Origin of the sequence: Tessaracoccus sp. MC1679 (assembly GCF_014164775.1) — a bacterium.
Lineage (GTDB): Bacteria > Actinomycetota > Actinomycetes > Propionibacteriales > Propionibacteriaceae > Arachnia.
In genome coordinates this window covers 176,682-189,662 of the sequence record NZ_JACJGB010000002.1, presented here as the reverse complement: position 1 = coordinate 189,662, position 12,981 = coordinate 176,682, and the positions used below count along the sequence as shown (strand labels likewise).

Sequence of the window (12,981 nt, the reverse complement as noted above, 5' to 3'; positions counted from 1 at the left end):
CCGGATCATCCGGTAATGAAAGGCACACAGTGGGCTCTGTCATCAAGAAGCGTCGCAAGCGCATGGCCAAGAAGAAGCACCGCAAGCTCCTGAAGAAGACCCGCATCCAGCGTCGTCGCGCCGGCAAGTAGTGGCAGCACCCTCACGGGTTCTGCTGCTGACCCGCTCCGGATGCCACCTCTGCGTGGATGCCGAAGCGGTCGTGCGCAGCGCCTGCGAGGACCTCGGGGTGGCCTGGCGTGCCGTGGACATAGATTCCATCGGCTCACTCCAAGCCAGATTCACAGACCATGTGCCCGTCACATTCGTGGACCGGGAGCTACTCAGCTACTGGTTCGTCGACGACGACGCACTGCGTGTGGCTCTCGCCTCGCGTACTCCCCGGGACACGCCAGTCGATTGGATCTCGTCGCTCGCCGACCAGCCCTGAACGGAAATGATCGAAGTGACCGATTCCCTGGAACCGACCTCGCCGGCAAGTCCGCCGGAGTTCGAACCGACCGGTGGGTCGGTCACGTTCGTCGGCTCGGGCCCCGCTGACCTTGGTCTACTCACGCTGTCCGGGTCGCGGGCGATGCGTTTCGCGGACCTCCTCATCGTGGACCCCGCCGCGGACGTTGAGCAGATCAAGGCCATGGTTCCGGCGCACGCCGAAGTGCGGCTGGCAGGGGGAGACGACGAGGTTGCCGAGATCCTCGGCGCCGTCGCGCGGGGGCGTCGCGTGGTGCGGCTGCACGCCGGGGACTACTTCACCGATGCCGACGCCGGTGGCGTCCTTCCGGAGGTCCTTGCCACGGCCGGCATCCGCGCGAACGTGGTGCCTGGCGTCAACCGCTGGAGCGCCGCGCTGTCGTTCGGCGGCGTCACCGCCACCGCCGCGTTCGCCGCCCTGGACGCCAGGGTGGAAGTCCCACACATCGATGACTGGCCCTCGGCCAAGACGCTGATCGTGCGCGCCGCCGGTTCCCTGGCGCGCGCCGTGGCCGAGCAGGCCGCCACGCGGTACGGGCGCGACGGGCAGTGCCTCAGCCTCGTGGGTGTCGGCACGACGGCGCAGGTCAGCGAGGTGCTCACCTGGGGTGAGGTGGACCACGTCGCCGCCGCCGAGTGCTATTTCATCGTCGGGCCCGGGATCGAGGAGGCGCGCCGCCAGCGCTACGCCTGGTTCGAGGGCAAGCCCCTGTTCGACTGGCGGGTCATCGCCCCCCGAACCAAGGACGATCTGTCCTCGCTCACCGAGGAACTGGCGCACTACGGTGCCGCCACCGAGCTGGTGGCCACCATGTCCATCGAGCCGCCCCGCGCCGAGCAGGGCATGGAGAAGGCCGTTCGCGGGCTGGTGGACGGCCGCTACCTGTGGCTGGTGCTCACTTCGCCGCACGCCGTCGCCGCCATCGCCGAGCGGCTGACTGAGTACGGCCTGGACTCCCGCGCCCTGTCCGGGATCAGCCTCGCCGCCGTCGGCAGGGGCACGGTGGAGGCGCTCGGCCGGCTGGGCCTGGTGGCGGACCTCACCCCGGTCGTCGAGAACACCACCGGCGCGCTGGCCAACGAGTTCCCCGCCTACGACGATCTCATCGACCCACTCAACCGGGTCCTGGTTCCTTCGGCCGACGTCTCGGTGGAGCCCCTCCTCGTCGGTCTGAGCCGCCTGGGCTGGGAGGTGGAGGAGGTCACCGCCTATCGCACGGTCCGGGCCGCCCCGCCGCCGCCTGAGGTCCGCGACGACATCAAGACGGGCATGTACGACGCCGTCGTCTTCACCTCCGCCACGGCCGTGCGCAACATGATCGGCATCGCCGGCAAGCCGCACCCGGCCACGGTGGTGGCGGCGATCGGCCCCGCCACCGCCGCGGCCTGCGAGATGCACGGGCTCCGCGTGGACGTGATCGCAGACGCGCCCACCTTCGAATCACTGGCTGAGGCGCTTGCCCGCTTCGCGGACCGCAGGCGCGCGGATCAGCTGGCGGCCGGTCTCCCGGTCAGCAAGCCCTCGCAGCGCAAGCGCCGCAAGCGGCGCAAGGTAGTTGCCCCGGCAGACTAGGGTGATGGGCGTGGCAGACGCAACGATCGTGCACGTCATGCGGCACGGACAGGTGGAGAATCCCGGCGCCGTCCTCTACGGGCGCCTCCCTGGCTTCGGGCTCTCAGAGCTCGGGCAACGGATGGCGGCCCGGATGGCGCAACACTGGCGAGACGTGCCCTTGACCCATCTGCGCTGTTCGCCCCTCCAGCGTGCGCAGGAGACCATGGCTCCCACCGCCGCACTCTTTCCCGCGCTGGACGTCACCACAGACGAGCGGGTGATCGAGGCAGACAACAAGTTCGAGGGCATGGTGTTCGGCAAGGGGAACCGCGCACTTCGGGACCCCAGGATGTTCTGGCACATGCGCAACCCGCTGCAGCCCAGCTGGGGCGAGCCGTACACGCAGGTCGTCGCCCGGATGAGGGCCGCCATCTCCGATGCCGCCCTCGCCGCCGGCCCCGGTGGGCAGGCGCTCGTGGTGAGCCACCAGCTGCCCATCTGGATCGCCCGCAGCGACGCGGAGGGCCGGCCGTTGGTCCACGACCCGCGCCGCCGGCAGTGCACCCTGTGCTCCGTGACCAGCTTCACGCTCCGCGACGGCGTCGTGACGGCGGTGGACTACGCCGAGCCTGTCGCGCACCTCCTGCCCGCCGTGCGTGGTCGGCGGTTCAAGGTCGGCACGTGAGGCTTCTCCTCGTCGCAGGGGCCGCCACCGTGCTCCTGGCGGGCTGTGGCGCGCAGGGATCCTCTGACGGAGTCGGCTTCGAGGGCGGCGACGGCACGGTCACGATCGTGCCCGCAGAGGCGCGCCAACCGGCGCCCACACTCGCCGGGACGGCCCTTGACGGGACTGAGGTCTCGACGGCGGACCACACCGGGAAGATCATCGTGGTCAACGTGTGGGGGTCCTGGTGCGCCCCGTGCCGGGCCGAGGCGCCCGAGCTGGTGGAGGCCGCACGGGAGTTGGGCGAGGACGTCTCCTTCATCGGCCTCAACACCCGTGACCTCGATGTGGCCCCGGCGCAGGCCTTCGAACGGGCTTTCGGCCTCACCTACCCCAGCATCTTCGATCCGGACGGTGAACTGCTGCTCGGATTCGGGCAGCTGCCTCCCAAGGCCATCCCCAGCACCGTGGTCATCGACTCCGAGGGGCGTGTCGCGGCCCGGGTGCTGGGTGAGGTGGACGCCACCACGCTCACGGGTATCGTCGCCGATGTGGAGGCCGGCGGGTGATCCTCCTCGAGTCCTGGGCGGGGACTGCCCTGACGTCGTCCATGCTGGTGGCCATCCCGGTGGCGATGCTGGCCGGGCTGGTGTCGTTCGCGTCCCCCTGCGTGCTGCCGCTGCTCCCCGGCTACCTGTCCTACGCCTCAGGCCTGGGCTCGGCCCAAATCACGGGAGGAACCGCATCCAAGCGGCTCCTCGTGGGTGGAACACTCGGCTTCATTCTGGGTTTCTCAATTGTCTTCGTCCTCACCGGTGCTCTCATCGGGGGCGTCGGGGCCGCCCTGCTGACCAACGCCAGGGCCATCACGGTGGCGCTCGGCGTGATCATCATGGTGCTCGGCGCGGGGTTCGCGGGCTGGCTACCGGTCCCCAGCGGATGGCGCCCGAGCGTGGCGCCCAGGTTCGGGGTGTGGGCATCGCCCCTCCTGGGGATGGTCTTCGGGTTGGGCTGGACGCCGTGCATCGGCCCCGCGCTCTCGGTGGTGTTGACCCTGGCCCTCAACGAGGGGTCTGCGGCCAGAGGCGGGATCCTGGCCTTCGCATATGCGCTTGGCCTGGGCATCCCCTTCCTCGCCTTCGCCGTCGCGTTCACCGCGCTGGCGCCCCGCTTCGAGTGGATGAAGCGCCACGGGCAGCTGCTGCAGCGGTTGGGCGGCGTCGCGATGATGGTGGTGGGTCTCGCCATGGTGGTGGGTTGGTGGGACGCGCTCATCGCGGTGCTGCGCCAATGGGCTTCGAGCTTCGGAACCATCCTGTGACTGAGGGGTCGCGCAAGGCGCTGGGCCCGGTGGAGCTGGTGAGGTGGGCTTGGGGGCAGTTGACCTCGATGCGGACCGCCCTCATGATGCTCTTCCTGCTGGCCCTGGCCGCCATCCCGGGCTCCATGATCCCCCAACAGAGCGCCTCCCCCATCTCAGTGCTGGACTTCAAGCGCGCCAACCCGTTCTGGGACTCGATCTTCGAGCCATTGGGGTTCTACGACGTCTACACCTCGCCTGCCTTCTCAGCCGTCTATCTGCTTCTCTTCGTCTCGCTGATCGGGTGCATCCTCCCGCGGATCAGCAAGTACCTGGACGCTGTGCGCAAGCCGCCGCCGTCGCTGCCCGCGCGGATCGAGAGGCTTCCCGCCACCGGCCGTGGCACCCTCGAGGCACCCACCGCTCAGGCGCTCGACGCCGGGGAACAGTGGTTGCGGTCCAAGCGGTACCGGGTCCGGCGCTTCGATGACGGGCTGTCGGCCGAACGCGGCTACATCCGCGAGGCCGGCAACCTCATCTTCCACATATCCCTGGTGGCGATGCTGATCGGCATGGCCTGGTCCAACCTGTGGGGATTCCACGGCACCGTCGTCGTGGTCGAAGGCCGCGCCTTCGCCAACGTCATCACCCAGTACGACGACTTCACCTCCGGCTCCCTGGTGGACACCGACGGGCTGGAGCCCTTCTCGGTCGGCATCGAGCAGTTCCGCGTCGCCTTCGAGACCGGTGAGGTGCAGCGGGGGGCGGCCCGTCAGTTCGACGCGGACGTGGTGCTGGAGGATTCCTCCGGCGCCCGCGACGCGCTGCTGACAGTCAACGAGCCGCTCATCACCAGCGGTGGGACGCAGGTCAACCTGATCGGACACGGCTACGCACCCGCCTTCACGGTCACCGACGGCAACGGGGACGTGGCCTTCAGCGGCCCGGTGGTCTTCCTGCCCCAGGACGGCAACTTCGCGTCGGTGGGCGTAATCAAGGTGCCCGACGCCCGCCCTCAGCGGTTGGCGTTCGAGGCCTTCTTCTTCCCGACGGCCGTGCTGGACGAGACCGGCCCCCACTCGGTCTTCCCCGACGCGCTCAGCCCGGAGGTCTACCTCAACGCCTGGTCCGGGCCCCCCGCGGAGGAGACCGGTGTTCCCGAGAGCGTCTACACATTGACCACCACCGGCCTCGCCCCCGTGCAGGGAGACGACGGAGAGGTGCTGCGGGCCAGGATGCTGCCGGGCGCCGGATTCGCGCTGCCGGAGGGGCTGGGATCCATCAGTTTCGACGGCTGGGACCGCTGGGTGAAGCTGCAGGTCAGCCAGACACCAGGCAACACCATGACGCTCATCTCGCTGATCGTGGGGGTGGCAGGCCTGTCGGTGTCGCTCATCGTCCGGCCCCGTCGCCTGTTCGTCAGAATCGTCGACGGCGAGGCGCTCGCAGGTGGCCTGGACCGCGCGGACGCGGCCAGCGGACTCGACGACGAGGTGGCCGGCGTGTTGGCCTCCGTGACAGATCGTGTGCACAATGGGGGCGCGCCCAGCCAGCAGATGAAGGAGGGACCCGAGACGTGACGTTGTCCGAATGGTCCTACACCGCGATGGTCTACGCGGCCGTCGGGTACCTCCTCGCCTTCGCCCTCCATGCGCTGGAGTGGGCGTCGGCCCGAGGGCTCGCACCCGCCAGGCCAGCCGATGGTTCTGAGGACACCCAACGCACGAGGGTGGACCTGTGGGGGCGGTTGGCGGTAGCAGCCACAGTGATCTCAGCCCTGCTGCACGTGGGCGCGGTGGTCCTGCGCGGTGTCGCCGCGGAGCGCCCACCGTGGGGCAACATGTACGAGTTCGTCACCTCCGCCCTCGCGTTCGCGGTGATCATCTACCTGTTCTGCGTCGCCCGTTTCGGCATGCGCTGGCTCGGGCTCGGGCTCACCCTGCTCTTCACGGTCGGCCTCGGCCTGGCCGTGACCCAGTTCTACGTCGAGGTGTCGCCGCTGGTGCCCGCGCTGCACAGCGTGTGGTTCGTCATCCACATCGTGGCTGCAGCCATCTCCGGCGCGGCGTTCAACGTGGGAGCCGTCGCGTCCGCTCTCTTCCTCGTCCGAGACGCAGCGGAGCGGCGGGCCGCCGCCCGGGGGACCGTGATCAACGGCTACCTCGCCAAGGTGCCCACCGCCCAGAAGCTGGACCTGATCTCCTACCGACTGCACGCCTTCGCCGTGCCGTTGTGGACGTTCACCATCGCCGCGGGCGCCATCTGGGCGCAGTACGCGTGGGGACGGTTCTGGAACTGGGACCCCAAGGAGACGTGGTCCTTCATCACCTGGATCGTCTACGTCGCCTACCTGCATGCGCGCGCGACGGCCGGGTGGCGAGGCCGCCCCGTCGCCATCATCGCGCTCCTCGGGCTGGTCACCTTCTGGTTCAACTTCATCGGGGTCAACCTCCTGTTCAGTGGCCTCCACTCGTACGCGGGCATCTGAGCCGTGGCGTCTGAGGAGGACCTGGACTGGCTCGTCCGGGTGTACGAGGAGCAGGGGGCCACCCTGCACCGTCTCGTCGTGCTCCTCGACGCCGAAGAACAGTCCGGGCGGATCGTGCGCAGTGCTCTGCTGGCCCTCCACCGGCGGGGTCACCGGCTCATCGATCCGGTGGAGCGCGTCGAGTTCCTGCACGAGCACGTGGTCCACCTTGCCCACGCCGTCCGGCCCGCGCAGGCGCCCATCCAGCTTCCAGACGTCGCGGAGGCCAGGCAACAGGAGGTCCTCCGCGCCATCTCGGCGATGCCCCCGCGGATGGCCGAGCTCCTCATCGTCAGCCACTACCTGTCCGTCTTCGGCCCCGAGCTGGCCGGAATCATGCGGATGTCGGTGAATGGGTGCAACCAGCGGCTTGAGGTGGCTTTGGAGACGCTGCGGGCCCGCGTGGGCGACCCTGCGCCGGGAACCTTCCCCGGAGTGCTCGAGTCGCTGTCCCAGGAGGTCACGGCCGCACTCCGGTCAGCCGCCCGCCTCGTCCAGGCGCCCGGAACCGACACCCTCGAGGGTGAGCTGCTGAACCTGACCTCGCTGCGCACCTCGGGCCTCGGCCCGAAGGTGGTGGCGCTGATCACGATGGTGGCCGTGCTGTCGGGCCTGGGGCTGGCGGCGCTGACGCGCCCCACCGCAGCCACCACCGAGGCCGGCTCCCCGGCCCCCACAGTGTCCCCGACGGCGGCGGCCGCCGCGTCGCTGCCGGCGCAGGTCCGCGGCGTTCCGCTCTACTACGTGGACCGCCAGGACGGGAAGCTGTTCCAGGAGCTCCGGGATCTTCCAGCCAGCCCCAACCTGGTGGAGGGTGCGCTCACGGCGCTCCTGACCCTCGCGCCGCTCGATCCCGACTACGAGTCCGCCTGGGGTCCCGGCCAGCTCATCGGCACCGAGATGTCCGGGGAGACGCTCATCGTGGATCTCTCCGGCGATGCGTTCGCGGACCTGACCTCCCCGGAACTCACGGCCAGGGCCCGCAACCAGGTCGTGTACACGGCCTCGGAGATCATGGGGGACCCCGAGCTGAGGGTCCAGTTCCTCTCTGACGGCGGACCGCCCCCCGCCGAGCTCATCAGCGAGGCCGGCTTCACCCGCACGGGACTCGGCCCGATGCCGTCGCTGTGGATCACCTCACCGAAGAACGCCGCCCGGCTCGCGCCCGGACCGGTGGTGATCGTCGGCACCGTCAAGCCCGGCTGGGGAGTCCCGGTGGTCCGCATCACGGACATCGACACCGACCGGGTCGTGGCCGAGACCTCCGCTCAGACCTCGACCGGCGTGAACTCCGACGGCTGGCGGGTGTGGTCGGTCAGCCTTCAGCTGCAGCCGGGCGACTACGATCTGAGCGCCAGCGTGCGGGGCGGTACCCCTCCGACGGTTTCCTCGGAGAACAAGTCCATCCGCGTTCGCTAGCGCGGCCCGAGCCCATCGTCCCCTGAGGAGGGCCGCCCGTCCCTTCGCTCCCTGAGGGGGGCCGCCCGCGGAGCGGCGTGGACCGTCTGTTTCGCTCCCTGAGGAGGGCCGCCCGCGGAGCGGCGTGCCCTGTCTGTTTCGCTCCCTGAGGAGGGCCGCCCGCGGAGCGGCGAGGACCGTCCCCTTTCGCTCCCTGAGGAGGGCCGCCCGCGGAGCGGCGTGGACCGTCTCGAAGGGTCGTGACTGCCACCTTGACGCAGTTCTTGTGGTCGGGTGCGGTGAGCCGGGAGTCGATGCCCGGGCGGCCGTTGTCCATGGTCTCGATGTTCCGGTCAGCCGGGTCGGTGGTCGGGTGGTGAGGCCGCCCGGGCATCGCCTCCCGTCTCCCCGCACTCGGTCCTCATGTGGCGTTGCCTTGTCCCGGGTGCGGGCCGGCAGGGCGGCGTTGGGGCCGGGTCTGCTTGGGCGGGATGCCGGTTGGGTGGTCGTCGGGTTGGGCACCGCTGCGCAGTGCCGCCCTGCCGTCCCCCACCCTTGCTGTCTCGACGGGATCACTTGGCTCGGACAGGCAGCCCCCAGGTGGGGCTCACCGATGACCAGCCGTTCAGCTGGTGGCCACCATCCGCGCGAACCGCGCCTGGAGATGCACCGGGACCAGACGGGTGGCCAACGCCATCGCCGCGTTCTGTGGCCCGTCGACCACCAAAGGCCGATGCGCACGCAACCCAGCAAAGGTGGTCTCCACCACCTGGGAGATGGTCCGGCGACGCCGCATGACCCCGTCGTCGCCGGCGTTGGCGAAGAACTCGGTGTCCGTGGGGCCGGGGCAGATCACGATGGCGCGGACCCCCGTCGAGTACAGCTCCTCCCAGAGCGCGATCGTGAACCGCATCACATAGGCCTTCGAGGCGGCGTACACAGCCATGGTGGGGATGGGCTGGAAGGCCGCGGTGGAGGCCACATTGATGATCGCCCCGGCGCCGCGCGCCACCATGTGGGGGAGAACGGACCTGGTCAGCTCAGTCAGAGCCACCATGTTGAGTTCCATCTCGTCGCTGACCCGATCCGGGGAGGCGTCCTTGAAGTGGCCCATGGTCCCGAAGCCTGCGTTGTTGACCAGATGGCTCACGTCCAGCTCTGCCATCCGCGCCGCGAGCTTGGCGCGCTCATCCCGATCCGTCAGATCCGCCGGCCAGATCTCCGCCGCCACCCCCGAAGTGGCCCGGATGGAGGAGGCCACGGATTCGAGCAGGTCACGTCGGCGTGCCACCAGAAGGACGTTGTTGCCTTCGGCCGCCAACCTCTCGGCGTACCCCACCCCGAGACCGCTCGACGCACCGGTGACCACTGCCCAGGATCTGCTCATGGCCCCCAGCTTACGGGCCGGGATCGACCCCCACCCCGGCGCGCGGCGGCACCCACTGCTCCACGGCCCGTCCATGGAACAATGGCGCCATGCAGCATTTTGATCTGGTGGTCATCGGTTCAGGCTCAGGGAACTCGCTGATCGACGAGCGCTTCGCCACCTGGAACGTGGCATTGATCGAGCGTGACGAGACTTTTGGAGGCACCTGCCTGAATCGCGGCTGCATCCCCACCAAGATGTTCGTGCTGCCGGCGGACCACGCCGCCGCGCCCTCCGACGCACGGCGCCTCGGCGTCGATCTCCAGTACCGCGGCTCGGATTGGAAGGCCATCCGCGACCGCATCTTCGGGCGCATCGACCCCATCTCGGCCGGTGGGCTGCAGTGGCGTGAGCGCTCCGGCAACGTCACGGTCTTCCACGGCGAGGCCCGGTTCGTCGGACCGCAGACCCTGCAGGTGGGAGAGGACCGGATCAGCGCGGACCACATCGTCATCGCCACCGGATCACGACCGCGAACCGTCGACGTGCCTGGCCTCGATGACGTCGCGGGGCTGGTCCACACGTCGGACACCATCATGCGGATCGACGAACGGCCACGTCGCCTCGTGATCGTGGGCGGCGGCTACATCGCGGCAGAATTCGCGCACATCTTCTCAGCGCTCGGCACAGACGTCACCCTCATCAACCGCTCGGACGTCCTGCTGCGCCATCACGACAGGGAAGTGGCGGAACACTTCGCCGCCCAGCTGTCGCGGCGGGTGCATGTGCGCCTCAACCAGCAGCTCAGCTCCCTGGAGGCCGCCGGTCACGGGGCCATGACTGTGATCACCAAGGACCGCAACGGCGTCGAGTACGAGTACTTCGCAGACGCACTCCTGCTGGCCGTCGGGCGGGTGCGCAATGCGGACGCGCTGGACCTGGCCGCGGCCGGCATCAACGTCAGGGCGGATGGACAGATTCAGGTCGACGCCCAGCAGCGCACCAACGTGCGAGGCGTCTGGGCGATGGGTGACGCATCGTCGGACTACCTGCTCAAGCACGTCGCCAACGCCGAGATGCGCACCGTCCAGCACAACCTCCTGCACCCCGACAACCTCGTCGAGACCGACCACCGCTACGTGCCGCACGCCGTGTTCAGCGACCCCCAGATCGCCAGCGTGGGCGCCACGGAGGAGCAGCTGAAGGCATGGGGCGTGCCCTTCGTGGTGGCGCGCCAGCGATACGCGGACGTGGCCTACGGCTGGGCCATGGAGGACGAGGGCCACTTCGTGAAGCTTCTTGCGGACCCCCACACCTGGCACCTCCTCGGCGCGCACATCCTCGGCCCCCAGGCGCCGACACTGCTCCAGCCCCTCATCCAGGCCATGAGCTTCGGGCTACCGGTGACCCAGATGTCGCGGGGACAGTACTGGATCCATCCTGCGCTGCCCGAGGTGGTTGAGAACGCGCTGCTGGGTCTGGTGGACTCGCACCACCCCATCTACCTGGACCGCTGAATGCCGGCCCCATCTCTGCGGCTGTCGCTGGTCTGCGCGGCGGCTCTCGCCGCCGCCGGTTGCGCACCCGGCCCCACGCTGCCGCCGTCGATGACAACCACCCAGGCCTCCCCGGCGGCCGCATCCCAGGCCACAGAGGCGTCGCCCCCGCCCCCCACCCCTGAACCCACACCCACGCTCACCAGCTGCCGCAGCATCGCCGAGGGCCTCGACGGGCCCACCAGGGTGGGCCAGCTCTTCATGGTGGGCGTCTCGACCGGCGGCCTGGACCAGACCACCCGCTCCGCCATTTCGCTGGGCCGGGTGGGGTCAGTGGTGCTGCTGGGGAACACCACTTCTGGTGTCGACGGGATCCGCGCCTTGACCGCAGAGCTGGGCAGCCTCGGCACCGCCGAGCTCCCGCTGATGATCGCCGTCGACCAGGAGGGCGGACAGGTGCAACGGCTCCGGGGCCAAGGGTTCGATGCGATACCGGCCGCCACGGATCAGGGCGAGCTCAGCGAGGGCGAGCTGAGGGCCGCCAGCAGCCTGTGGGGGGATCAGTTGAGCATCGCAGGCGTCCACTACAACCTCGCGCCCGTGGCAGACGTCGTCCCGGCGGACAAGCAGCGCAGCAACGAGCCGATCGGGCTCCTGTCTCGCAACTACGGCAACGATGCACCGACGGTCTCGCGCTCCGTCGTCGAGTTCGTCGAGGGGATGGGGGAGGCTGGAATCGCCACCTCCCTCAAACACTTCCCCGGTTTGGGTGAGGTGGTCACCAACACGGACTTCGGCGCCGCCACGGACGACGACATCACCGCCGACCACCCCTCCTTGGAGCCGTTCCGTGCGGGCATCGAGGCGGGCGCGAGCTCCGTGATGATCTCCTCCGCGGTGTTCACCCAGCTCGACCCCGGCGTGGAGGGCGTCTTCAGCCAGGTGATCATCTCGGAGCTGTTGCGCTCCGACCTGGGCTTCGACGGCGTGGTCATCGCCGATGATCTCGGCGCCGCCCGATCCGTGGCGGGGGTCACGCCGGCAGACCGGGCGGTGCGCTTCCTCGACGCCGGCGGTGACCTCGTCATCAACGCCGATCCCACCCTGATGAGCGCCATGATCGACGCCACCGCGGCCAGGGAGGCCACAGACGAGGACTTCAGTGAACGCGTGCTGGACTCCGCCGAACGGGTCCTGCGGCTCAAGGCCTCAGTGGGGCTCGTCGACTGCGGCTGACCGTCCCGCCCGTCGTCGACGGCTAGGCTGACGGTCATGTCGCGCTGCTCCGTGCTGTGGTCCGCCGCCGGTCTCCCCGCCTGGGGCACCGCGGCCCGCGCGGACTTCTGGGTCTGCCTCGAGGCACCCGGCCCCTGGGGCGCCAAGGCCGCCACCAGCGCCCGAGCGCTTGACCCGGCGGTGGGGGCGCGGCTCGAGCGGCTGATCGAAGAGATGGGCGGCCGCCTGCTGCTGATCCGCCAGGCAGCGCGCAACACCGTCGGCGACGACCCCCTCACGGTCCTCGTCTCCGGAGGATTCGACGAGGAGGGCTGGCTCACGCGGTTCGAGGTGGGCGATGCCAAGGGACTCGTCGAGTGGCTGGACAGCTGGCGGCAGGCGGGCATGCCATCGCCACAGGACACCGTCGCTGAGCCGGTGCTGCTCGTGTGCACGCACGCCAAGCGGGACCGGTGCTGCGCGCTGGAGGGCCGCCCCATCCTCGAGGAACTCGAAGGGGAGCTGGGAGTGGAGTCGTTGTGGGAGTGCTCCCACCTGGGGGGTCACCGGTTCGCGCCCACCGCACTCCTCCTGCCGACGGGGCAGGTGCTCGGGAGGATGGTCGCGGGGGAGGCCCTCGCGGCGTACCGGGACGCGGGCGTCGGGCTGCTCTGGCCCGGCGGTGAGCGCCGCGACAGGGGACGCAGCCACCTGCCCCCGGAACGGCAGGCGGCGGAGGCGTGGGCGCTGGCCCGGTTCGGAGCGGCTCGCTCTCAGGACCTCGGCAGCCGGATTGAGGGAGACGCGGTGGAGGTGCGCCACGGTGAGCGTCGCGTCATCGTGCGGGTGTCGCGGATCGACATGGGCGACGAGGCGCCGCTGAGCTGCGGCAAGGAGTCGGAGCCGATGACGTACTGGTCCGTCGAGCCGGTCCAGGACTAGCCCCAACCTGCAGGCCCGGCGTGTGGTCGGGTTCGGTGGCCGTGCCC

The 12,981-nt window shown here is 69.8% G+C and carries 13 protein-coding genes; 12 read left to right on the top strand and 1 reads right to left on the bottom strand.

Annotated features, from left to right (window positions below; translation table 11 throughout):
- Positions 1-29 precede the first annotated feature (29 nt).
- From H5398_RS04010 to H5398_RS03970, 9 genes are read left to right on the top strand one after another with little or no spacing between them, the layout of a single operon-like run.
- A complete protein-coding gene (locus tag H5398_RS04010; protein WP_002550589.1) occupies positions 30-131 on the top strand; it encodes a 30S ribosomal protein bS22 in 102 nt (33 codons plus the stop codon).
- Positions 131-430 carry a glutaredoxin family protein gene (locus H5398_RS04005; RefSeq protein ID WP_182782174.1) on the top strand — a complete coding sequence of 100 codons (300 nt, stop codon included), beginning with the start codon at positions 131-133 and terminating at the stop codon, positions 428-430. The genes H5398_RS04010 and H5398_RS04005 overlap by 1 nt, the downstream gene beginning before the upstream one ends.
- Before the next feature lie 15 nt (positions 431-445).
- Positions 446-2,044, top strand: coding sequence for a uroporphyrinogen-III synthase (locus tag H5398_RS04000; RefSeq protein ID WP_182799099.1), 1,599 nt, complete (start codon positions 446-448; stop codon positions 2,042-2,044).
- A gap of 4 nt (positions 2,045-2,048) precedes the next feature.
- A complete protein-coding gene (locus H5398_RS03995) occupies positions 2,049-2,711 on the top strand; it encodes a histidine phosphatase family protein (protein ID WP_182782176.1) in 663 nt (220 codons plus the stop codon).
- On the top strand, positions 2,708-3,259 hold the full coding sequence (locus tag H5398_RS03990) for a TlpA disulfide reductase family protein (RefSeq protein ID WP_182782177.1): 552 nt from the start codon (positions 2,708-2,710) through the stop codon (positions 3,257-3,259). Before H5398_RS03995 ends, H5398_RS03990 begins: the two co-directional genes overlap by 4 nt.
- Positions 3,260-3,300: 41 nt before the next feature.
- On the top strand, positions 3,301-4,011 hold the full coding sequence (locus H5398_RS03985; protein WP_182799273.1) for a cytochrome c biogenesis CcdA family protein: 711 nt from the start codon (positions 3,301-3,303) through the stop codon (positions 4,009-4,011).
- Positions 3,981-5,570, top strand: a complete 1,590-nt coding sequence (locus H5398_RS03980; protein WP_182799098.1) for a cytochrome c biogenesis protein ResB — start codon at positions 3,981-3,983, stop codon at positions 5,568-5,570. The genes H5398_RS03985 and H5398_RS03980 overlap by 31 nt, the downstream gene beginning before the upstream one ends.
- The gene (gene ccsB, locus H5398_RS03975; protein WP_370586044.1) at positions 5,567-6,478 is read left to right on the top strand and encodes a c-type cytochrome biogenesis protein CcsB; all 912 of its coding nucleotides are present in this window, start codon (positions 5,567-5,569) and stop codon (positions 6,476-6,478) included. Before H5398_RS03980 ends, ccsB begins: the two co-directional genes overlap by 4 nt.
- Before the next feature lie 3 nt (positions 6,479-6,481).
- Entirely contained in the window at positions 6,482-7,936 is a 1,455-nt protein-coding gene (locus H5398_RS03970; RefSeq protein ID WP_182799097.1) for a hypothetical protein, read from the top strand.
- Positions 7,937-8,540: 604 nt separating this feature from the next.
- Here H5398_RS03970 and H5398_RS03965 read toward each other — a convergent pair.
- Positions 8,541-9,302 (bottom strand): SDR family oxidoreductase, encoded by a 762-nt coding sequence (locus H5398_RS03965; RefSeq protein ID WP_220489119.1) that lies wholly within the window; start codon positions 9,300-9,302, stop codon positions 8,541-8,543.
- An 89-nt stretch (positions 9,303-9,391) separates the two neighbouring features.
- Between H5398_RS03965 and H5398_RS03960 the strand changes: the two genes are divergently transcribed.
- The 3 genes from H5398_RS03960 to H5398_RS03950 are packed head-to-tail and all read left to right on the top strand — an operon-like array spanning position 9,392 to position 12,934.
- Positions 9,392-10,798 (top strand): mycothione reductase, encoded by a 1,407-nt coding sequence (locus H5398_RS03960; protein ID WP_182799096.1) that lies wholly within the window; start codon positions 9,392-9,394, stop codon positions 10,796-10,798.
- Complete coding sequence (locus H5398_RS03955) at positions 10,799-12,013, top strand: glycoside hydrolase family 3 protein (protein WP_182799095.1); 1,215 nt, start codon at positions 10,799-10,801, stop codon at positions 12,011-12,013.
- A 36-nt stretch (positions 12,014-12,049) separates the two neighbouring features.
- Entirely contained in the window at positions 12,050-12,934 is an 885-nt protein-coding gene (locus tag H5398_RS03950) for a sucrase ferredoxin (protein WP_182799094.1), read from the top strand.
- Positions 12,935-12,981: the final 47 nt, after the last annotated feature.

Coding starts and splice junctions, on each gene's coding strand:
- H5398_RS03995 (WP_182782176.1), top strand. CDS start 2,049: ATGGGCGTGGCAGACGCAACGATCGTGCACGTCATGCGGCACGGACAG.
- H5398_RS03985 (WP_182799273.1), top strand. CDS start 3,301: ATGCTGGTGGCCATCCCGGTGGCGATGCTGGCCGGGCTGGTGTCGTTC.
- H5398_RS03980 (WP_182799098.1), top strand. CDS start 3,981: ATGGGCTTCGAGCTTCGGAACCATCCTGTGACTGAGGGGTCGCGCAAG.
- H5398_RS03965 (WP_220489119.1), bottom strand. CDS start 9,302: ATGAGCAGATCCTGGGCAGTGGTCACCGGTGCGTCGAGCGGTCTCGGG.
- H5398_RS03960 (WP_182799096.1), top strand. CDS start 9,392: ATGCAGCATTTTGATCTGGTGGTCATCGGTTCAGGCTCAGGGAACTCG.
- H5398_RS03955 (WP_182799095.1), top strand. CDS start 10,799: ATGCCGGCCCCATCTCTGCGGCTGTCGCTGGTCTGCGCGGCGGCTCTC.
- H5398_RS03950 (WP_182799094.1), top strand. CDS start 12,050: ATGTCGCGCTGCTCCGTGCTGTGGTCCGCCGCCGGTCTCCCCGCCTGG.